Below are 22,323 nucleotides of genomic sequence, written 5' to 3'. Positions count from 1 at the left end.
AAACATGAAAGAATACAGGCTCTTTTTATCATGAGTCTGTGATTTGTTCTGCAAGTTTAGCAATACGCTTCGCCATCCCTCTGAAAATGAACAGATGCGCCGGGATCATCAGCAGCCAATAGAAGAGGCCTGGCATGCCGTGCGGATGCCACCAGGCGCGGACATCAATGCGTCGGTGGTCGCCTTTATCTTCCAGCGTGAAGCTCAGTCGACCCAATCCTGGCGCTTTCATCCCAAACAGCAGCGTCAGCTGTTTTTCTGGCTCAACGATGATAACTTTCCAGCTATCAACGGTATCGCCAACCTGCAACAGAGAGTGTTGCGGTCTGCCTTTCGCCAGCTTATGGCCGACCAGCAGGTCCAACGCCGCGCGCGTTTTCCATAAAATATTGCCAAAGAAATAGCCTTCTTTGCCGCCGAGGCGATTCACCACCTGCCACAGCGCCTGCCGACTGGCGGAGGTTTCAACGCTAAAGCCAGCTTGTTTAGCGAAATAGCCATATTCGGGGCGCCAGCGGGCAAATGCCTGCGCGTCGTAACCCCAGTCGCTGGAATTGACCAGCTTCTCTTCTTCTTTCAATGTGCTGCGCACCGCGTCATCAAAGGCAATCAGCTTTTGCGGGATCAGCGTGCGTAATTCGGTGTCATCGGCCAGCAGGTCGTGTTTTAACCCCTGTATCAGCGCTTTTGCCGTGGTCGGCGGCACTGACGTTATGACGTTCAAAAACCAGACCGAAATCCAGCGGGTAGGAAAGGGGACAGGGATGAGCAGGCGATGTTTACCGCTGACCGCCATAAAATGCTCGAACTGCTCCTGATAGCTCAATACCTGCGGCCCGGCGGCTTCGAGCACGCGGTGTTGGCGTGTAGGATGATCCAACAACGCCACCAGGTAGTACATTAAATTCTCCAGCGCGATAGGCGTGGTACGCGAGCGCACCCAGCGCGGAGGGGTGAGTACCGGCAGGTTGTAGACCATGTCGCGCATCACTTCAAAGGCGGCAGAACCTGCCCCTACGATAATACCCGCGCGCAATTCGGTCATCGGCACGCCTGATTCGCGCAGGGTGTCCGCGGTTATCTGTCGCGCACGTAGATGATCGGATTGTTCATGCCGGGGAGCCTGTAATGAGCTCAGGAAAATAAGCTGTTTGACTGGCGTATCACGTAGCGCATCGCGCACGTTCATTGCTACCTGGCGCTCATGGGCGATAAAATCACCGCCTTCTCCCATGCCATGGACCAGGTAATAGACCGTATCAACGCCGGTCAGCAGCGGCGTTAGGTTATCTGGCCAATTCAAATCGACCTTATGGCAGCTGACGTTGGCCAACTGCTGCTTTTCCAGCCGCTCGATGCGGCGTGCCGCAGCCAGCACCTGATGCCCTTGCTGACTGAGCGCCTGTACCAGATGCTGACCAATGTAGCCACTGGCGCCAAGAACCAAAATCCGTTGCGGCACGCCCATCTCCTTAGCGGGTTAAAAAAGCGCGCCAGTGGGCGACGACTTCAGCAAGCTGTTCACGCGATACGTCCAGATGCATCACCAGACGCACAATCGGCGAGGCGTTAATCAGCACGCCTTGCGCTTTCATGTACTCGCCCAGTGCCGCAGCGTGTTCTTCGCCAACGCGGACAAACAGCATGTTGGTGTCGTGGCGCATGACGTCCGCTCCTGCTTCGCGCAGTTGTTCCGCCATCCAGGCGGCGTTGTCATGGTCTTCTTGTAAACGCGACACGTTATTTTTCAGCGCATACAGTCCCGCCGCCGCCAGAATACCGGCCTGACGCATTCCGCCGCCGGTCATTTTACGCCAGCGAATGGCGCGCTTGATGTACTCGTGGCTGCCGACCAGCAGTGAGCCTACCGGCGTTCCTAAACCTTTGGAGAGACAAATGGTGAACGAATCGCAGTATTGCGTGACATCTTTTAACTCACAGCCATAGGCGACGATGGCGTTAAAAATACGCGCGCCGTCGACATGCAGCGCAAGATTGCGCTCACGGGTAAATTCCCAGGCCTCTTTCAGATACTCGCGTGGTAGCACTTTGCCGTTGTGGGTGTTTTCCAGGCTGAGCAGACGCGTGCGGGCAAAATGGATATCGTCCGCTTTGATTTTTGCCGCCACTTTCTCCAGCGGCAAAGTGCCATCCGGCATGGCGTCGATAGGTTGCGGTTGAATGCTGCCGAGCACCGCTGCGCCACCCGCTTCGTAGAGATAGTTATGCGCGCCCTGACCGGCGATATATTCTTCGCCGCGCTGACAATGACTGAGGAGAGCCACCAGGTTCGCCTGAGTGCCTGTGGGTAAGAAAATTGCGGCTTCTTTGCCAGCAAGCTCGGCTGCGTATTGCTGGAGGGCATTAACGGTAGGGTCATCACCGTAGACGTCGTCCCCGACCGGGGCGGCCATCATCTCTTCGAGCATGGCGCGACTTGGTCGGGTAACGGTATCACTGCGTAAATCAATCACGGGCATTCCTTTTTAAGTGAGGTAATGCCCTCTGTTTTACCTGAGCCAGTTAGTTTTCGCCAGTTCGATCACTTCATCACCGCGCCCGCTGATGATTGCGCGCAGCATATACAGGCTAAAACCTTTAGCTTGTTCGAGTTTGATCTGCGGCGGGATCGCCAGTTCTTCTTTCGCGACGACCACATCGACCAGCACCGGACCGTCAATCGACATCGCCCTTTGCAGCGCTTCATCAACCTCTGAGGATTTCTCCACGCGAATGCCCGTAATGCCGCAAGCCTCGGCAATCCGTGCGAAATTTGTATCGTGCAGTTCGGTGCCGTCGGTCAGATAACCGCCAGCTTTCATCTCCATAGCCACAAACCCCAACACGCTGTTGTTGAAGACAATAATCTTCACCGGCAGCTTCATTTGCACAACCGACAGAAAGTCGCCCATCAGCATGCTAAAACCGCCGTCACCGCACATTGCGACAACCTGACGTCCCGGTTCGGTCGCTTGTGCGCCGAGCGCCTGGGGCATGGCATTAGCCATCGACCCGTGGTTAAACGAACCGATCAGACGGCGTTTACCGTTCATTTTCAGATAACGTGCTGCCCACACCGTTGGCGTGCCAACGTCGCAGGTGAAGATGGCGTCGTCAGCGGCAAAGTGGCTGATCTGCTGCGCCAGATACTGTGGATGAATGGCTTTATCGCTGGGTTTGGCTAAATCATCCAGCCCTTTACGCGCCTCACGATAGTGTTCCAGCGCTTTATCCAGGAACTGCCGATCGGTTTTTTCTTCCACCAGCGGCAGCAGGGTGCGGAGTGTGGATTTAATATCGCCTACCAGCGCCATATCTACTTTACTGTGCGCGCCAATGCTCGCCGGATTGATATCAATCTGAATAATCTTGGCGTCGGTGGGGTAGAACGGGCGATAGGGGAATTGGGTACCGAGCAGGATCAGCGTGTCGGCATTCATCATGGTATGGAAGCCGGATGAAAAGCCGATCAGCCCGGTCATGCCCACGTCGTAAGGGTTGTCGTACTCCACATGCTCTTTACCACGCAGGGCGTGCACAATCGGCGCTTTTATTTTAGCTGCAAACTCAACCAGTTCTTTATGCGCACCGGCGCAGCCACTGCCACACATCAGGGCGATATTGCTGGAGTAGCGTAGCAGTTGCGCTAGTTTTCTGAGCTCTTCTTCTTCCGGAGTGACCACCGGGAGCGGCGCATGATACCAGTGAGTGCTGGCGCTTTCTGGTGCTGGCTTCAGCGCAACGTCGCCGGGTAATACCACCACGGAGACGCCGCGGTTGAGCACCGCTTTACGCATGGCAATTGCCAGCACCTGTGGGATCTGTTCAGGGCTGGAAACCAGCTCGCAATAGTGGCTACATTCGCGAAACAACTCTTGCGGGTGGGTCTCCTGAAAATAACCGCTGCCTATCTCACTGGATGGAATGTGTGCGGCAATTGCCAGTACCGGGACGTGGTTGCGGTGGCAATCAAACAGTCCGTTAATCAGGTGCAGGTTGCCTGGTCCACACGAGCCTGCGCAGACGGCCAGTTCTCCCGTCAACTGCGCTTCAGCTCCCGCGGCGAAGGCCGCAACCTCTTCATGACGTGTTGGCATCCAGTCAATCGTTCCCATACGATTCAGACTGTCACTAAGGCCATTTAGCGAGTCACCCGTCACACCCCAAATGCGTTTAACGCCAGCTTGTTCGAGTGTTTTAGCAATAAAAGCGGCAACCGTTTGTTTCATGGTTTTCCTTCTCCTTTAATGTGATACCGGTTACAAGTTTAGATGAAGATAATAGTTATGCTTATCATTACCTCTTATTTCCGGCAGGTTTCATTAAGCCTGTATTAAGCGTAGTTTGTTATTGGACATGGTGAAACAAGGAATAAATTCAAATGGTTATAAAACTATTAAATACAGTTAACCGGGTACTGACTCATGAAGATTTTGGCAAGTTTTTGTTACGTATTGCCGTGGGGGGATTAATGCTGTTTCATGGGCTGCATAAACTGTTCGCGGGTATTGATGGCATCAGTGGCATGCTGATAGCGAAAGGTTTCCCTGGCTTTATTGCGTATGGCGTTCTGCTGGGAGAGGTTGTGGCACCGTGTCTGATTATTCTTGGGATCCTGACGCGTCCGGCGGCGTTGGGGCTCGCGTTTACGATGGTGGTGGCATGGCTGATGGTCGGGATGGGTGAAACCTGGTCACTGGATAAAACCGGCGCATGGGCAATTGAAAGTCTGGTGTATTTCTTCATCGGCGCTCTGGCCGTGGCATTTTTGGGCGCGGGGCGTTTCTCCGTTGCCGGAAACTCGGCCTGGCGATAGTTTGCCATCCGAGAATCAAGACAGAGGCGGGGACGCGATAACCTATCTCCGCCTCGCCATTAAGTCTGGCCGCTAATCCATCTCGTCACTGCTCCACAGTTTGTGCCGACGTTTCAGTGCTCGTTGCGTCAATGCCTTTGCCATCGCCGCACCTATTTCAGCGCTAACCACCAGCCCCTGAATAAAGGGACGGTCGTGCATCAACCACGGCAGTCCGCCAAAGGCGATGCGGTTGCGGGCGTTTTCCGGCGCTTGCAGCGTGTAATCTTCGCCGATATCCGGGATCTCATCGCCACAGGCCAGCAGTTGATCGCGTAGCGTTGGGAACGGAATATCTTTGCTCTGCAATGCCCGTTGTCCTCGGGCGTCAATAAATACATCAAATTCACTGCGCTGACCGTGGTGGTAAATGACCGTCCTTTCCTGCTCATTTGTACGCTCATAATCCTTGCCGAGTGCGAGGATCTCAATCAGCCCGGCATCGTGCAGAGCCAGCAATCGGCGGATAGATTCAGACGGGATTGCCGCATAGTTATCAATAAAGACGCGCGCCAGTCCGTGCCTGAAACGTTTTTCGTCGCGAGCATCAAGATGAGGAACGATCTCTTCAATAACCTCATGGAGGCGCAATAAGGTATAGCGCCAGGCGACGGTATGTTGTTCCTGCTTGTTGCGCTCAACCTCCACCAGGTTACGCCTCGCCCAGTCAAAAGGGTCATGCTTGAGCCTGTCGGCAAAATAGACCTCGGGGAATGTGTCGGCGTTAAGCGTTGCAAGTGCAACCTGTTGGCACCACCCTGGGGCCGCGTCTTGCAGTTGTTGCACAATAAGCCGGAAGATGCGGTCCAGTAATCCGTTTTGGCCCTCGGCAATGGCGTTTTCAATCGCTTCTTTCGTCACGATATTCAGCGGTTCATAGGGAAGAGGGCAGTAAAAATCCGCTTCAGGCAGCACACCGCTGCGCGACATCAGGGTCAGCTTCAGGTTTTGGCTGTCGGGTTTACGCGTGAACTGCAGTGAACGGTCGGTATTGGTGGTGAAGGTACCATGCTGACTGACCACGGCCATCGCCGCGTCGATAGCGCTTAGCGAGGTGCCCAGAATACCCACCCTGCAAGCGCTAATCTGCGCCTCCATCAGGCCGGTCCACGGACTGGGGAAAAACTTGCGTGCTTGAGCATCAGTTTCTGGCCACAGATGACCGCTGGCGATAGCGGCGAAATCCACTTCGACGGGCTGTGACGCGTGATTGATCCACAGGGAGACCCCAGTCGGGTTTGCTTGCAGGTCGGTGACTTTACTTGATTCATATACGCGAATTGTGAACCCGGATCTTTGCGCTTTATCGACAATGGCTAAAAAACGATCGCGATAATAGTCGCCGAGGATCACCCGGGGCAAAAATTGCCGCTCATGCAAAGATGTACGTTCAAGCCGAAACTGCGCCAGGTATTCATCGCTTTGATTCTGTAGCCACGTCAGATAACTGATATAAATCGGCGGGATCTCAATGCTGGCTATATTGGCCAGCATGTGGTCTGCGTTGTTGTCGCTGTTATAAGGCATGCCTACGCCAGCTTCCTCAGCTTGCTCATAAAGCTGTATCTCCAGCGGTTCACCGCGCTCAACGAGGGCATGAAACGTATAAATTCCGGTGGGACCTACGCCGACGATGGCCACTTTTTTCATGGGGATCCTTTGTAGAAAGTTCGACGCGGTAGTCGGGGTTTTGCTTAACCTGTGCCTGGTAAGTGTGGTCGATAATTCGCAGGAGGAGGACGGTATTTTGCCTGGGAGGGGGAAAAAATAGGAATTTTGCAGTGTCTGACAGCATAAAAAAAGGCCACCCGATATAACCGGGTAGCCTTTTGTACATCAGATATCGGCCAATTACGCCAGCACTAAATCACCCTGCGGATGACAGGAGCAGGCCAGCACATAACCTTCAGCAATTTCTGCGTCGGTCAGCGTCATGGTGCTACTGACCGTGTAGTTACCGTCAACCACTTTGGTTTTGCAGCAGCCGCAAACGCCCGCACGGCATGCGGCGACAACCGGCACTTTATTGCTTTCCAGCGCTTCCAGCAGCGTACTGCCTACCGGCGCATAAAACTCTTTTGCCGGCTGTAGTTTGGTGAACTTCAGACCGCTGGTGGCGGCTTCAGCTACCGGGGTGAAGAACTGCTCTTTAAAGAAGCGTGTCACGCCCAGCGCGTTGACTTCTTTCTCGACCAGATCCATATACGGCGCCGGGCCGCAGGTCATCACGGTGCGCGAAGCCAGGTCCGGTACGCTTTGCAGCAGTTCGGTGGTCAGTCGGCCGGAAACAAAACCGTCAGTGGCATTGTTTTCAGCAACTAAGGTCACCGGATACTCGCGCCATTCGTCGGCAAAAATGACATCTTGCGGTGAACGAACGTTAAAGATCACCTGCACATCTGCCTGTGGGCGGTATTTTGCCAACCAGCGACGCATTGACATGATTGGCGTGACGCCACAGCCAGCGGCCAGCATCAGGAACCTGTCTTCCGCTTTATCTTCACAGGTGAATTCACCCATTGCATCGGACAGCCAGATATAGTCGCCGCGCTTCACGTCGCGGGTTAACCACTGTGAGCCTGCGCCATCGTCAATGCGGCGGATGGTCAGCGTGATGTATTCGCTAACGCCCGGCGTTGAAGAGAGGGTGTAAGCACGCAGCGTGTCCGCTGAATTACGTACGCTGACCAGTGCATACTGCCCGGCGCGGTACGGATAATAGTCGTGGCACAGCAACGAAATTGTCCATACATCCGGCGTTTCCTGATGGATGTGATGAACCTGCATCCGCCATGGGCACTGATGAGTTGGCATTGTCATTCTTTACTCCTTACGCGCTCAGCAGTTGCTTCATGTCTTCTTCGACGGTGGTCACGGAACGCAGACCGAACTTCTCGTTGAGAGCTGCCAGCAGGTCCGGCGTGAAGAAGCCAGGCGCAGTCGGGCCAGTGACGATGTTTTTCACACCCAGAGACAGCAGGGTCAGCAGAATGACAATCGCTTTCTGTTCGAACCAGGAGAGCACCAGAGACAGCGGCAGATCGTTCACGCCACAGCCCAGTTTCTCAGCCAGGGTTACCGCCAGGATGATGGCAGAGTATGCATCGTTACACTGACCTGCATCGACCAGACGCGGCAGGCCTTCGATATCGCCGAACTCCAGTTTGTTGAAACGGTATTTACCGCACGCCAGTGTCAGGATCAGGCAGTCGTCCGGCACGCTGGTGGCGAAGTCGGTGAAGTAGTTACGTTCGCCACGCGCGCCATCACAACCGCCAACCAGGAAGATGTGACGCAGTTTTTCGCGGCTTACCAGGTCGATCAGGGTATCAGCCGCGCCCAGCAGAGTCTGACGACCGAAACCAACGGTGATCAGGTGCGGAATTTCGCTGTACGGGAAGCCCGCCATCTGCTGAGCCTGAGCGATTACCGGAGCGAAGTTGTCGCCTTCGAGGTGGCTTACACCTGGCCAACCGACGATGCTACGAGTCCAGATACGGTCATCGTAGGCGCCAACGGTTGGGTCGATGATGCAGTTAGAGGTCATTACGATTGGGCCCGGGAAGCGGGCAAATTCAACCTGCTGATTCTGCCAGCCGCTGCCGTAGTTACCGATCAGGTGTTTGAACTTACGCAGTTCCGGGTAGCCGTGCGCTGGCAGCATTTCACCGTGGGTATAGACGTTAACGCCGGTACCTTCGGTCTGCTCCAGCAGGTTGTACAGATCTTTCAGGTCGTGACCGGAGATCAGGATGCACTTACCTTCGGTTGCTTTGACGTTGACCTGAGTTGGCGTCGGGTGGCCGTATTTAGTGGTTTCGCCAGCATCCAGAATGCTCATCACTTTGAAGTTCATCTGGCCGATTTCCATTGAGCACTCCAGCAGAGCGTTCATATCGGAAGGCCAGGTTCCCAGCCATGCCATGATTTTGTGGTACTGAGCGTAGATGTCGTTGTCGTACTGACCGAGAACGTGCGCGTGCTCCATGTAAGCTGCCGCACCTTTCAGGCCGTACAGGCACAGCAGACGCAGGCCGAGAATGTTCTCGCCAATGGCTGCTTTGTCTTTGTTCGGGGTAAATTCAGCGGCCTGACGTTGCAGGTCGCCCAGATCGTCGCTGACCAGTTGCAGATCGGCCATCGGGTTAGCGACCGCTGCGTTCGCGTCGATGTTCAGGCATTGCGCTTTCAGGGCGTCGCGCATGGCGATAGCTTCACGGGCATAGCCAACAATCCGCGGGGAATCGAAGTTAACGTTGGTCAGCGTGGAGAAGAATGCACGCGGCGCAAAGTTATCAACCTCATGGTCGATGATGCCGTATTCACGTGCCTTAACAGCCCATGCAGACAGACCTTGTAGGGAAGCAATCAGCAGATCCTGCAAATCGGAGGTTTCAGCCGTTTTACCGCACATACCCTGCGCGTAAGAGCAGCCGTTTCCTGCCGGAGTACGGATGGTTTGTTCACATTGCACACAAAACATGGTCACACCTTTTAAAGTTATATTTAATATACATGTTTAAGGTTATGCCTGTGCGCGAAGGGATAAAAGGGATTTCTGCTACAACTTGCAGGGAGATTGATTTAGCGCAATTTTGGCGGTAGATGACTACCGCCAGAGAGGTATTTGTCCTGACTTCAGGCGGAGAAAAACGCCATCAGCAAAGGCACTAACAGACTCAGAATAAAGCCGTGGACGATGGCTGCCGGAACCATCTCCAGACCGCCGCTGCGTTGTAGCACCGGTAAGGTGAAATCCATTGATGTCGCGCCACATAGCCCCAGCGCGGTTGAGCGGCTGCGGCCCACCATTCCAGGAATCAACATAATGGCAATCAGCTCGCGGGCCAGGTCATTAAAGAAGGCGGCGCTACCAATCACCGGCCCGAAGGATTCGGTTAACAGAATACCGGACAGGGAATACCAGCCAAAACCTGATGCCATCGCCAGCGCGGTTTTCAGCGGCAGGCCGAGGATCAACGCATTGATAACCCCCGCTAGCATCGAACTGGCGACGACGACCACCGCAACAATCATCCCCCGGCGATTCAGCACAATTTGCTTTAAGGTCATACCGCTGTTGCGCAGTTGAATCCCGACCAGGAACAGTAAAAAGATTAACGTATATTCGCTGGCTTCGGTGGCGTGCTGCAGAATAGGAAGACCGGTGAGGCCGAGCAGAAAACCCACGACGACGACGCCACAAAGCTGGAGCGACTCAAGTGCCATCGCAATTCGCGAGGGTAGCTTTTCTTGCTTGTGGTTATGTCGCCAGGGCAGTGAACGCTCCAGCCAGAACAGCGCCGCAATATTACACAACAAAATGACCGTCACGCTGACCGCAGAATAATGAAGAATGGCTAACAGGTTGCTGGCGAGATTATCCAGAAACGCCAGGCTGATACCCATAAAAAAGAGAATAAGGTAGACGATCCAGCTCAACAGGCGATTGATGAGTTTTAATGCAGCCCTGTGCCGAAGCGGAATAAGGTAGCCCACAATAAGGGGAACCAGAATGATTAACAGCCCTGAAAACATGAAAACCAGATCCTTGCTGAGAGTAAGACGAAATGCGCCAGCACACACTACTCAATGCAATGAAGGGAGTAAAGTTGCAAATAAAAGGAAATATAGCGGGGAAAAAAAAGACCTGACTTGCGCCAGGCCTTTTTTGTTATCGATTAATCGCGTTTTTCCAGCAGAGTGCGGTAAATAAGACCGCCGAGGACCCCACCGATAATCGGCATAACCCAGAAGAACCACAATTGCTGTAATGCCCAGCCGCCCTGGAAGATGGCTACAGCGGTACTACGTGCCGGGTTAACGGAGGTGTTGGTAACCGGAATACTGATCAAGTGGATCAGGGTTAACGCCAGACCAATCGCAATGGGTGCAAAACCTGCCGGAGCATGTTTATCGGTCGCACCGTGGATCACTAATAAGAAACCAGCGGTCAAAATAATTTCAATTACGACGGCAGACATCATTGAATAGCCGCCAGGTGAATGTTCACCAAAGCCGTTCGAGGCAAAACCACTGGCAGTTGCGTCAAAACCAGCTTTACCGCTGGCAATAAGATACAGTGCCGCTGCTGCAACAATACCGCCCACAACCTGAGCGATAACATAACCAATAACGTCTTTTGCCGGGAAGCGACCGCCCGCCCATAAACCGAAGGTCACCGCCGGGTTAAAGTGTCCGCCGGAAATATGACCTACGGCGAATGCCATGGTTAATACGGTCAAACCAAACGCCAGCGCGACACCGGCAAATCCAATACCCAACTCCGGGAATGCTGCGGCCAGAACTGCGCTACCGCACCCACCAAAGACGAGCCAAAACGTACCGAAGAATTCGGCTGCTAATTTCCTGAACATAACCACCTCAATTAAAAGTTCCGGGTTCGTGTTCCTTACCCGGTAATTCATCGCTAAAAGGGACGATGATGAAAGAGCCGGTATTTTTGAAAAAAACATCATCCCTTCGCCAGTTAAATTGATGAAAAAATTTGATTTAAGGCAATATGTTGTGATTCCTTTTTGAATATTGGATGAATGAAGCATAGTTCAATTAGCAAAACGGCGATGATTGAGTTCTGAAATAATATTCCGGGGAAAACATAAGAAGAATATTCTTATATTTTTTGATTTCTGCGACTAACCTCCTGATCATATCGGGTGTCCTGAGCGCCCGCTTGCCGTTATACTCCTGATAACTTGAAGGAAAAAGTTAGCATTTCCGGAGGCTATATGATTCTCGAACGCGTTGAGATTGTTGGATTTCGTGGTATTAACCGTCTGTCGTTGATGCTGGAGCAAAGCAACGTGCTAATTGGGGAGAACGCGTGGGGTAAGTCCAGTCTGCTGGATGCTTTAACCCTGTTGCTGTCGCCGGAAACTGATTTGTACCACTTTGACCGCGAAGATTTCTGGTTCCCGCCGGGCGATATTCAAGGCCGGGAACATCATCTGCATATCATCCTGACGTTTCGTGAGTCTCAACCAGGTCGCCACCGCGTGCGCAGGTATCGTCCTCTGGAAGCCAGCTGGACGCTGTGTCAGGATGGCTATCACCGCATTTTCTATCGACTGGAAGGTGAATGTGCGGACGACGGTAGCGTTCTGACGTTACGCAGTTTTCTGGATGGCGAGGGCCATCAGCTTCCCCTCGACGACATTAACGATCAGGCGCGGCACCTCGTGCGTTTGATGCCAGTACTGCGCCTGCGTGACGCGCGTTTTATGCGACGGATCCGTAACGGTACGGTGCCGGATTCGGCGGATGTCGAAGTGACCGCGCGGCAACTGGATTTTCTGGCACGTGAACTGGCTACCCGACCGCAAAACCTGACAGATGGGCAGATACGTCAGGGGTTATCGGCCATGGTACAGCTATTGGAACACTATTTTTCTGAGCAAGGTTCCAGTCAGTCCCGCTATCGTCTGATGCGTCGACGTTCCAATAACGAACAACGTAGCTGGCGCTATCTGGATATTATCAACCGTATGATTGATAGACCGGGCGGACGCACGCACCGCGTGATCTTGTTGGGATTGTTTTCGACGCTGTTACAGGCCAAAGGTACGCTGAGGCTGGATAAAGACGCCCGGCCGTTACTGTTGGTAGAAGATCCTGAAACGCGTTTACATCCGATTATGCTGTCGGTTGCCTGGCACCTGCTGAATTTGCTTCCGCTGCAACGGGTGGCGACCACCAACTCAGGTGAGTTACTGTCCCTCACCCCCGTGGAACATGTTGTCCGCCTGGTGCGTGAGTCTTCCCGCGTCGCCGCCTGGCGGCTTGGGCCAGGTGGGATCAGCGCAGAAGATGGTCGGCGTATTGCCTTTCATATTCGTTTTAACCGTGCATCGTCGTTGTTTGCCCGCTGTTGGCTGCTGGTGGAAGGCGAAACGGAAACCTGGGTCATTAACGAACTGGCCCGCCAGTGTGGGCACCACTTTGATGCGGAAGGTATCAAAGTCATTGAATTTGCCCAGTCCGGCCTTAAGCCGCTGGTTAAGTTCGCCCGCCGGATGGGTATCGAGTGGCATGTGCTGGTTGATGGTGATGAAGCCGGGAAAAAGTATGCCGCTACGGTGCGGAGTTTGTTGAATAACGACAGAGAAGAAGAGCGCGATCATTTAACCATGCTTCCCGCGCTGGACATGGAACACTTTATGTATCGCCAGGGGTTCGCTGACGTATTCCACAGGGTGGCGCAAATCCCCGAAAACGTGCCCATGAATATGCGCAAAATTATCTCGAAGGCGATTCACCGGTCGTCAAAACCAGATTTAGCCATTGAGGTGGCGATGGAAGCCGGGCGGCGCGGCGTTGACGCGGTGCCAACGCTGCTGCGAAAAATGTTTTCCCGCGTGCTGTGGTTGGCACGCGGCAGAGCGGATTAGCGGCGAAACATCGACGACAGCTGCGAGTGGATGCTGTCCAGTAGCTGGTAGCGACGGCGGTATTCCGCGCGTTTTTTGCTGGCAATGTCCGCTTCGCTTTTTCGCGCCATTGTGCGTGGGATATGGTAATAGCCGTGACTGTCGCACTCACCGCCAACCGACTCCCAAAATGCGTTGTAGTCGGAAAGTATCACCTTGTTTTTATCGTGGTAACGCGGGCTGCGAAAGATATGCTGTTCATTACTGACAGCCAGAATTTGTTTAATATTCAATTGTTCTGCAAAACAGCAAATGGCTTCCATCACAATACGTTTAGGGAAAATCCCGTAGCATGATTTGGTCGCTTTTTGAATTTCTTCATGTGGCAGTAATCGACTGCCTCCCTGTAACCCGCCAATAAACAGTGTGCTGCTTCCTTGATAATTGCACAGCGTAAACGTCATTTCCGCTAAAGTCTCGCCAGCGCTATTGCGTACCAGAATGGTACTTTCACCTTCTTTATCCAGTGAGATAAATGAGCCCAGTATTACGCTAAATATTTCGCTATTTTTGCCTTCAATTTGTGCCAGTTGTAATCCATCCGCACTTAAATAAGCTTTATATTCAGTGGCTGAAAAAGAGCTGCGGATAGCATTGTAATGAAAACGCACAGCATCCAGTTTCATTTTCCGATCAAGGTTTTGTGCGAGATAGGCGCGATGTAGGCGAACCGGCAGACGAGGCTGGCGCGCCAGTACGCTATCGAGATCAGGCCATTGCGCCAGTTCAGTCATCCATTCATGCATTAATCGTGGCATAAGCGCTGAGCGCAACAAAAACTTACGACGGAAGCTACGCTGATGCCAAAATTTTCCAGGGCGCCAATGTCCGGTCATCAGGCTACAAAAGAGGCTAAAACTTGTGGCGGGTTTTGAAGAATGAAAAGTGCTGTCAGTTAGCTGGCTCATAATAACAATCCGATGGATACTCTGGTACTAATTTCAACACAGCGGATCTTAACCATTCATCAATAACTCTGTTATTCTTGCGTTTTTCAACGGCTATTTATTTAACGTTGATGTTTACCACTCCACTCTGGTGGACGTATTGGGGGAAATTGGGACATTTATGAAGCTCAAGGGAAAAATCAAAAAGCGCTATTTTCTCTTCGCCATCATCATTATTGTGGCGATAATTGCACTTTGGCGAACGCTTAATGCGCCTTTACCTCAGTATCAAACGTTAATTGTGCGTCCGGGCGATCTGCAGCAAAGCGTACTGGCAACCGGCAAACTGGATGCGTTGCGTAAAGTTGACGTCGGGGCGCAGGTAAGCGGGCAGTTAAAAACGCTGTCGGTCGCCATTGGCGACAAAGTAAAAAAAGATCAACTGCTTGGCGTTATCGATCCTGAACAGGCGCAAAACCAGATTAAAGAGGTTGAAGCGACGCTGATGGAATTACGCGCTCAGCGTTTACAGGCTGAAGCCGAGTGGAAGCTGGCGCGGGTAACGCTTTCCCGTCAGCAACAGCTGGCGAAAACCCAGGCTGTCTCGCAGCAGGATCTCGACACGGCGGCTACTCAGATGGCGGTCAAACAGGCGCAAATCGGCACAATTGATGCGCAAATTAAGCGTAATCAGGCCTCTCTCGATACGGCAAAAACCAACCTTGATTACACCCGCATCGTCGCGCCAATGGCAGGCGAAGTCACGCAAATTACTACCCTTCAGGGGCAAACCGTTATTGCTGCCCAGCAGGCACCTAACATTCTGACATTGGCAGATATGAGCACCATGCTGGTGAAAGCGCAGGTTTCCGAGGCGGATGTGATTCACCTGCATCCCGGGCAAAAGGCCTGGTTTACCGTACTGGGCGATCCTCAGACGCGCTACGAAGGTAAGCTCAAAGATGTTCTTCCGACGCCAGAGAAAGTGAATGATGCAATTTTCTACTATGCTCGCTTCGAAGTTCCCAACCCGAAAGGGATCCTGCGTCTGGATATGACCGCGCAGGTCCATATCCAGCTCACGGATGTGAAAAATGTCCTGACGATCCCGCTGTCGGCGCTGGGCGATCCTATTGGCAACAATCGTTATAACGTCAGGCTGCTGCGTAACGGCGAAACCCGTGAACGCGAAGTGGTTATCGGCGCGCGTAATGACACCGATGTGGAGATCGTGAAAGGGCTGGAAGAGGGGGATGAAGTCATCACCGGTGAGGGCAACGCTGGAGCGCCAAAATGACGGCATTGCTTGAACTGAGCAATATCCGCCGCAGCTATCCGTCAGGCGAAGGTCAGGTCGAGGTATTGAAGGACGTATCCTTGAGCATTCAGGCCGGGGAAATGGTAGCGATTGTCGGGGCGTCTGGCTCGGGTAAATCGACGCTGATGAATATTCTCGGCTGTCTGGACAAACCCACCAGCGGTACGTATCGGGTTGCCGGGCGCGATGTCTCCACGCTGGATAGCGATGCGTTAGCCCAGCTGCGTCGCGAACATTTCGGTTTTATCTTCCAGCGTTATCATTTGTTGTCGCATTTAACCGCCGCGCAAAACGTTGAGGTGCCTGCGGTCTACGCTGGCACCGAACGTAAGCAGCGCCTGGCCCGTGCGCAAGAACTCCTGCAGCGACTGGGTCTGGGCGACAGAGTCGACTATCAGCCTTCCCAGCTTTCCGGTGGTCAGCAGCAGCGGGTCAGTATTGCGCGTGCGCTGATGAACGGGGGACAGGTTATCCTCGCCGACGAACCCACCGGCGCGCTGGATAGCCATTCAGGCGAAGAGGTGATGGCGATTTTGCATCAGTTGCGCGATCGCGGGCATACGGTGATTATCGTCACTCACGACAGCCAGGTCGCCGCACAGGCCGAACGCGTCATTGAAATTCGTGACGGCGAGATTGTGCGCAATCCGCCGTCGCACAAACCCTCTACCGGGCGCGATATCGCGGAGCCGACGGTGAAAACGGCGTCCGGCTGGGGGCAGTTTGTCAGCGGTTTTCGCGAAGCGCTCACTATGGCCTGGCTGGCAATGGCTGCGAATAAAATGCGAACGCTACTGACCATGCTTGGGATCATCATCGGTATTGCTTCGGTGGTGTCGATTGTGGTGGTAGGCGATGCGGCTAAACAGCTGGTGCTGGCAGATATTCGCGCTATCGGCACCAATACCATCGATATCTATCCTGGCAAAGATTTCGGCGACGACGACCCACAATATCAACAGGCGCTGAAGTATGACGATTTAACGGCGTTACAGAAGCAGCCCTGGGTCAGTTCGGTGACGCCTGCGGTGTCGAAAAACCTGCGGCTACGCTATGGCAATATCGACGTGGCCGCCAGTGCTAATGGCGTTAGCGGCGACTATTTCAACGTCTATGGCATGACGTTTAGCGAAGGGACCACTTTTAACGCTGAACAACTGGCGGGGCGCGCTCAGGTGGTGGTGCTCGACAGCAATACCCGTCGTCAATTGTTCCCCAACAAAGCGAAAGTTGTCGGCGAAGTCGTGCTGGTGGGGAATATGCCTGCCACGGTGATTGGTGTTGCAGAAGAGAAACAGTCGATGTTTGGCAGTAGCAAGATCCTGCGGGTCTGGCTGCCTTACAGCACCATGTCCGGGCGAATTATGGGGCAGTCGTGGCTGAACTCGATCACCGTGCGGGTGAAAGACGGTTTTGATAGTGCCCAGGCCGAGCAGCAGCTCACCCGACTACTGACGTTACGCCACGGTAAGAAGGATTTCTTCACCTGGAATATGGACGGTGTCTTGAAAACCGCCGAAAAGACCACACGTACATTACAACTGTTCCTGACGCTGGTGGCCGTGATTTCGCTGGTGGTCGGTGGAATTGGTGTGATGAATATTATGCTGGTTTCGGTAACCGAACGAACGCGCGAGATTGGTATTCGTATGGCGGTTGGCGCCCGCACCAGTGACGTACTGCAGCAGTTCTTAATTGAAGCGGTGCTGGTGTGTCTGGTTGGCGGCGCGTTGGGCATTAGCTTGTCGATGCTGATCGCCTTTACGCTTCAGCTATTCCTGCCTGGCTGGGAAATAGGTTTCTCACCCGTAGCCTTATTGACGGCGTTTCTGTGTTCGACTGCGACCGGGATTTTGTTTGGCTGGCTACCGGCGCGAAATGCGGCGCGGCTGGATCCGGTAGATGCTCTGGCGCGGGAATAATACCATCGAGATAAAAATGCCAGCCGCAAAGGCTGGCATTTTGACTGCGGGATGTACACAATGAAACAGAAGAGCTATGCGACAGCTTCTGCTTCAATGACAGGCACGATGACGCTGGCATGATTGCCTTTTGGCCCCAGGTGGACATCAAACTGGACAGATTGTCCGGCTTTTAGCGTTCTGTAACCATCCATCTGAATGGTGGAGTAATGGGCGAAAATATCTTCGCCGCCGCCTTCGGGACAGATGAAACCAAACCCTTTGGCGTTGTTGAACCACTTAACAGTACCCGTTTCCATGCTTCGACATCCTTCGTAAATCTTATATAAGTAAGATGGAATGAACCGGTGGCGGAGTGGGGGCTGTTCAAAACCTCGCCAACTCTCGAAACTACAATTTAGAGAAATCAGGCGAGGCGTCAAGCGCCAGGCTGACGGAATAGGGTAAAAATGCATCAAAATTTGAAGCAGTTAACGCTATTGTCGGTTATGTGACAGATATCGCGGATGGCACTAATAGATGATAGTTATCTAATACTTGAGGTAGATTGATTGTGCGCATAGGCTGCTTGTCAGCGGCAAGATTTTCTGCCGGAAACCGTAACTGAAGATGACGACTGACAATGGGTAAGACTAACGACTGGCTGGATTTCGATCTGCTGGCGGAAGATAAATTGCGCGACGCGCTAAAACCGCCATCTATGTATAAAGTGATATTAGTCAATGATGATTACACTCCGATGGAGTTTGTTATTGACGTGTTACAAAAATTCTTTTCTTATGATGTAGAACGTGCAACGCAACTGATGCTTGCCGTTCACTATCAAGGTAAAGCGATTTGCGGCGTATTCACTGCCGAAGTGGCTGAAACCAAAGTTGCGATGGTGAACAAGTATGCGAGGGAGAACGAGCATCCGTTGCTGTGTACGCTAGAAAAAGCCTAAATGCAGGCATAAATATTGGGGGAGGTGCCAATGCTCAATCAAGAACTGGAGCTCAGTTTAAACATGGCTTTCGCCAGAGCGCGCGAGCACCGACATGAGTTTATGACCGTCGAGCACTTGCTACTGGCATTGCTCAGTAACCCATCGGCCCGCGAAGCGCTGGAAGCGTGTTCTGTGGATCTGGTGGCGCTGCGTCAGGAACTCGAAGCCTTCATTGAACAAACCACACCCGTATTGCCTGCCAGTGAAGAAGAGCGCGACACGCAGCCCACGTTGAGTTTTCAGCGTGTGTTGCAACGCGCGGTCTTTCATGTTCAGTCCTCCGGGCGCAATGAAGTTACCGGTGCTAATGTGCTGGTCGCCATCTTCAGCGAGCAGGAATCTCAGGCGGCTTATCTGCTGCGTAAGCATGAAGTGAGTCGCCTTGATGTGGTGAATTTTATTTCTCATGGCACGCGCAAAGACGAACCAAGTCAGTCCTCTGACTCTGGTAATCAGCCGAATAACGAAGAGCAAGCTGGCGGGGAGGACCGTATGGAGAACTTCACGACTAACCTTAACCAGCTTGCCCGTGTGGGCGGAATTGATCCGCTCATTGGCCGGGACAAAGAGCTGGAACGCGCCATTCAGGTACTGTGCCGTCGTCGAAAAAACAACCCGCTGCTGGTAGGTGAGTCTGGCGTCGGGAAAACCGCTATTGCGGAAGGCCTCGCCTGGCGTATCGTTCAGGGCGACGTGCCGGAAGTGATGGCTGATTGTACCCTTTACTCTCTGGATATCGGCTCGCTGCTGGCGGGTACCAAATACCGTGGCGATTTTGAAAAACGCTTTAAGGCGCTGCTGAAACAACTGGAACAGGATACTAACAGCATTCTGTTTATCGATGAGATCCACACCATTATCGGCGCGGGTGCGGCATCGGGCGGCCAGGTAGATGCGGCTAACCTGATCAAACCGTTGCTCTCCAGCGGTAAAATCCGTGTGATAGGCTCCACAACCTATCAGGAATTCAGCAATATCTTTGAAAAGGACCGCGCGCTAGCACGCCGTTTCCAGAAAATCGATATCACTGAGCCGTCGGTTGAAGAGACCGTGCAGATCATCAATGGTCTGAAGCCGAAATACGAAGCGCACCATGACGTTCGCTACACCGCCAAAGCGGTGCGTGCAGCGGTCGAACTGGCGGTGAAATACATTAACGATCGTCATTTGCCGGACAAAGCGATTGACGTGATCGATGAGGCGGGCGCGCGGGCGCGTCTGATGCCGGTCAGCAAGCGCAAGAAAACCGTCAACGTGGCGGATATCGAGTCCGTCGTGGCCCGCATTGCGCGGATCCCGGAGAAGAGCGTTTCGCAGAGCGATCGCGATACGCTGAAAAACCTGGGCAACCGTCTGAAAATGCTGGTATTCGGACAGGATAAAGCCATTGAGGCGCTGACTGAAGCGATCAAAATGAGCCGTGCTGGTCTGGGACACGAGCATAAACCTGTCGGTTCGTTCCTGTTTGCCGGACCGACTGGCGTCGGTAAGACCGAAGTCACGGTGCAGTTGTCCAAAGCGCTGGGTATTGAGCTGCTGCGGTTTGACATGTCCGAGTATATGGAACGTCACACCGTCAGCCGCCTGATTGGTGCGCCTCCGGGATATGTCGGTTTCGACCAGGGCGGTTTGCTGACGGATGCTGTCATTAAGCATCCGCATGCGGTACTGCTGCTGGATGAAATCGAAAAAGCGCATCCGGACGTCTTTAACCTGCTGCTGCAGGTGATGGATAACGGTACGCTGACCGACAATAACGGGCGTAAAGCGGATTTCCGCAACGTGGTGCTGGTCATGACCACTAACGCCGGCGTGCGTGAAACCGAGCGTAAATCGATTGGGCTGATTCATCAGGACAACAGTACTGATGCGATGGGCGAAATCAAAAAAGTGTTTACGCCGGAATTCCGTAACCGTCTCGACAACATTATCTGGTTCGATCATCTCTCTACTGAGGTGATTCATCAGGTTGTTGATAAGTTTATCGTCGAACTTCAGGTTCAGTTGGATCAGAAAGGTGTCTCTCTGGAAGTGAGTCAGGAAGCCCGCGACTGGCTGGCTGAGAAGGGCTATGACCGCGCAATGGGCGCACGCCCGATGACGCGCGTTGTCCAGGATAACCTGAAAAAACCATTGGCTAACGAACTGCTGTTCGGCTCGCTTGTGGATGGCGGTCAGGTGACCGTTGCGCTGGATAAAGAGAAAAATGAGCTGACTTATGGTTTCCAGAGTGCGCAAAAGCACAAGCCAGAAGCAGCACATTAATATCTAACCACCTAATGAACCGGGCGTAATGCCCGGTTTTTTTTCGCCTGAAAGTCGTGATTTGAATAGGGGGAGTTAAACGGCAGGCAAAAAATAAGCCTGCGTAAGGGAGATTACGCAGGCTAAGGAGGTGGTTCCTGGTACAGCTAGCATTTATGGGTTATGTTTTTCAGCGGATGGGATAATACCCTTAATGAACGAAGCGGTATGTGATCGATTTCTAAGAATCTTCCGAACGCTGAAAAATAACCGTAATTAACTACTTAGCATGTGGGTTGCGCGTGGACTCACCGGCAAAATTACGCATCAACAATGCATAATTCAGATCGATATCCTCCGGTACAGGCATCCACACGGTGTAACCATCGCCCGGCGCAACCGGCATCGCTTCGCCTTTCGCGTTTTCCATCTGTTCGAGGGTAAAGTTGATGTTGCCCTGTGGGGTCATCAGCTCCAGGCTGTCGCCGACGGTGAATTTATTTTTCACCAGCACAGCCGCCAGTTCACCTTTACGTTCGCCAGTGAATTCGCCGACAAACTGCTGACGCTCGGAAACAGAGAAGCCGTATTCGTAGTTCTGATAGTCGTCATGCGTATGGCGGCGCAGGAACCCCTCGGTGTAACCGCGATGCGCCAGACCTTCCAGCGTTTCCAGCAGTTGCGGGTCGAACGGTTTCCCGGCAGCGGCATCATCAATGGCCTTGCGATAAACCTGCGCGGTACGTGCACAGTAATAGTATGATTTAGTACGGCCTTCAATTTTCAGCGAATGCACGCCCATCTGAGTCAGGCGCTCAACGTGGGCAATGGCACGCAAATCCTTCGAGTTCATGATGTAAGTGCCGTGTTCGTCTTCAAACGCGGTCATGTACTCACCCGGACGCTGGGCTTCTTCGATCATAAAGACTTTGTCAGTCGGCGCGCCAATACCCAGCGTCGGCTCAACATTTTGTACCGGGATAGGCTCGTACTTATGCACGATATTGCCCACCACGTCTTCTTTGCCTTCCTGTACGTTGTATTCCCAGCGGCAGGCATTGGTACAGGTACCCTGATTTGGGTCACGCTTGTTGATGTAGCCAGAGAGCAGGCAGCGGCCGGAGTAAGCCATGCACAGCGCGCCGTGAACAAAGATCTCAATTTCCATATCCGGCACCTGGGTGCGGATCTCTTCAATTTCTTCCAACGACAGTTCGCGGGACAGGATCACACGGGTCAATCCCATCTGCTTCCAGAATTTCACCGTTGCCCAGTTTACGGCGTTAGCCTGTACTGAAAGGTGAATGTCCATGTCAGGGAAGTTTTCGCGCACCAGCATAATCAGACCGGGGTCGGACATGATCAGTGCATCCGGTCCCATTTCCACCACCGGTTTCAGGTCACGAATGAAGGTCTTCAGCTTGGCGTTATGCGGGGCAATATTAACCACCACATAGAATTTTTTACCCAGTTCATGGGCTTCATTAATGCCTAGCTGCAGGTTTTCGTGATTGAATTCGTTGTTGCGTACGCGCAGTGAGTAACGCGGTTGGCCCGCATATACAGCGTCTGCGCCATAGGCGAAAGCGTAACGCATGTTTTTCAGCGTTCCCGCCGGGGAAAGGAGTTCCGGTTTAAACATAATGTTCTCGTTCTGATGACAGG

General features: G+C 53.0%; 17 protein-coding genes. 6 read left to right on the top strand and 11 right to left on the bottom strand.

Annotation, left to right across the window (positions count from 1 at the left end; all coding sequences use genetic code 11):
- Nucleotides 1-28 precede the first annotated feature (28 nt).
- From OGV38_RS02670 to poxB, 3 genes are read right to left on the bottom strand one after another with little or no spacing between them, the layout of a single operon-like run.
- Nucleotides 29-1,462, bottom strand: coding sequence for an SDR family oxidoreductase (locus OGV38_RS02670; protein ID WP_016156947.1), 1,434 nt, complete (start codon nt 1,460-1,462; stop codon nt 29-31).
- A 10-nt stretch (nt 1,463-1,472) separates the two neighbouring features.
- A complete protein-coding gene (gene ltaE / locus OGV38_RS02665) occupies nt 1,473-2,474 on the bottom strand; it encodes a low-specificity L-threonine aldolase (RefSeq protein ID WP_181521130.1) in 1,002 nt (333 codons plus the stop codon).
- A gap of 36 nt (nt 2,475-2,510) precedes the next feature.
- Entirely contained in the window at nt 2,511-4,229 is a 1,719-nt protein-coding gene (gene poxB / locus OGV38_RS02660) for a ubiquinone-dependent pyruvate dehydrogenase (protein WP_016156946.1), read from the bottom strand.
- Between the two features lie 152 nt (nt 4,230-4,381).
- Between poxB and OGV38_RS02655 the strand changes: the two genes are divergently transcribed.
- On the top strand, nt 4,382-4,816 hold the full coding sequence (locus OGV38_RS02655) for a DoxX family protein (protein WP_016156945.1): 435 nt from the start codon (nt 4,382-4,384) through the stop codon (nt 4,814-4,816).
- Nucleotides 4,817-4,888: 72 nt separating this feature from the next.
- Here OGV38_RS02655 and OGV38_RS02650 read toward each other — a convergent pair whose 3' ends face one another.
- The 5 genes from OGV38_RS02650 to aqpZ form a co-directional block, all read right to left on the bottom strand.
- Nucleotides 4,889-6,505: an FAD-NAD(P)-binding protein gene (locus OGV38_RS02650; RefSeq protein WP_181521131.1), complete on the bottom strand. Its 1,617-nt coding sequence runs from the start codon at nt 6,503-6,505 to the stop codon at nt 4,889-4,891.
- A gap of 201 nt (nt 6,506-6,706) precedes the next feature.
- Nucleotides 6,707-7,675, bottom strand: a complete 969-nt coding sequence (hcr, locus tag OGV38_RS02645; RefSeq protein ID WP_016153658.1) for an NADH oxidoreductase — start codon at nt 7,673-7,675, stop codon at nt 6,707-6,709.
- 10 nt (nt 7,676-7,685) lie between these two features.
- On the bottom strand, nt 7,686-9,338 hold the full coding sequence (hcp, locus tag OGV38_RS02640) for a hydroxylamine reductase (protein WP_286472912.1): 1,653 nt from the start codon (nt 9,336-9,338) through the stop codon (nt 7,686-7,688).
- A gap of 155 nt (nt 9,339-9,493) precedes the next feature.
- Nucleotides 9,494-10,393 carry a LysO family transporter gene (locus OGV38_RS02635; protein WP_016153656.1) on the bottom strand — a complete coding sequence of 300 codons (900 nt, stop codon included), beginning with the start codon at nt 10,391-10,393 and terminating at the stop codon, nt 9,494-9,496.
- Nucleotides 10,394-10,536: 143 nt separating this feature from the next.
- Nucleotides 10,537-11,232: an aquaporin Z gene (gene aqpZ / locus OGV38_RS02630; RefSeq protein WP_046275429.1), complete on the bottom strand. Its 696-nt coding sequence runs from the start codon at nt 11,230-11,232 to the stop codon at nt 10,537-10,539.
- A gap of 372 nt (nt 11,233-11,604) precedes the next feature.
- Here aqpZ and OGV38_RS02625 point away from each other — a divergent pair, with 372 nt between their 5' ends.
- Nucleotides 11,605-13,263 carry an ATP-dependent endonuclease gene (locus tag OGV38_RS02625; protein ID WP_016153655.1) on the top strand — a complete coding sequence of 553 codons (1,659 nt, stop codon included), beginning with the start codon at nt 11,605-11,607 and terminating at the stop codon, nt 13,261-13,263.
- Here OGV38_RS02625 and OGV38_RS02620 read toward each other — a convergent pair.
- Nucleotides 13,260-14,210 carry a VirK/YbjX family protein gene (locus OGV38_RS02620; protein ID WP_049042464.1) on the bottom strand — a complete coding sequence of 317 codons (951 nt, stop codon included), beginning with the start codon at nt 14,208-14,210 and terminating at the stop codon, nt 13,260-13,262. The two genes, OGV38_RS02625 and OGV38_RS02620, sit on opposite strands and share 4 nt — an antisense overlap.
- 160 nt (nt 14,211-14,370) lie before the next feature.
- On the opposite strand from OGV38_RS02620, the gene macA reads away from it, so the two are divergent.
- A complete protein-coding gene (gene macA / locus OGV38_RS02615; RefSeq protein WP_016156938.1) occupies nt 14,371-15,486 on the top strand; it encodes a macrolide transporter subunit MacA in 1,116 nt (371 codons plus the stop codon).
- Nucleotides 15,483-17,429, top strand: coding sequence for a macrolide ABC transporter ATP-binding protein/permease MacB (gene macB, locus OGV38_RS02610; RefSeq protein ID WP_181521132.1), 1,947 nt, complete (start codon nt 15,483-15,485; stop codon nt 17,427-17,429). The genes macA and macB overlap by 4 nt, the downstream gene beginning before the upstream one ends.
- A gap of 74 nt (nt 17,430-17,503) precedes the next feature.
- On the opposite strand, the gene cspD is transcribed toward macB, so the two are convergent.
- On the bottom strand, nt 17,504-17,728 hold the full coding sequence (gene cspD, locus OGV38_RS02605; protein WP_181521133.1) for a cold shock-like protein CspD: 225 nt from the start codon (nt 17,726-17,728) through the stop codon (nt 17,504-17,506).
- Between the two features lie 323 nt (nt 17,729-18,051).
- Here cspD and clpS point away from each other — a divergent pair, with 323 nt between their 5' ends.
- Together clpS and clpA are read left to right on the top strand one after the other, a co-directional pair.
- Nucleotides 18,052-18,372 (top strand): ATP-dependent Clp protease adapter ClpS, encoded by a 321-nt coding sequence (gene clpS, locus OGV38_RS02600; RefSeq protein WP_003036810.1) that lies wholly within the window; start codon nt 18,052-18,054, stop codon nt 18,370-18,372.
- Between the two features lie 30 nt (nt 18,373-18,402).
- Nucleotides 18,403-20,679, top strand: a complete 2,277-nt coding sequence (clpA, locus tag OGV38_RS02595) for an ATP-dependent Clp protease ATP-binding subunit ClpA (RefSeq protein WP_016153651.1) — start codon at nt 18,403-18,405, stop codon at nt 20,677-20,679.
- Nucleotides 20,680-20,938: 259 nt separating this feature from the next.
- On the opposite strand, the gene trhP is transcribed toward clpA, so the two are convergent.
- Entirely contained in the window at nt 20,939-22,300 is a 1,362-nt protein-coding gene (gene trhP, locus OGV38_RS02590) for a prephenate-dependent tRNA uridine(34) hydroxylase TrhP (RefSeq protein WP_006683890.1), read from the bottom strand.
- Between the last annotated feature and the right edge of the window lie 23 nt (nt 22,301-22,323).

Source organism: Citrobacter sp. Cb080, from assembly GCF_030334745.1.
GTDB lineage: Bacteria > Pseudomonadota > Gammaproteobacteria > Enterobacterales > Enterobacteriaceae > Citrobacter > Citrobacter braakii.
Note: the sequence above shows the minus strand (reverse complement) of the source record. Positions and strands in the feature narration are given on the sequence as shown.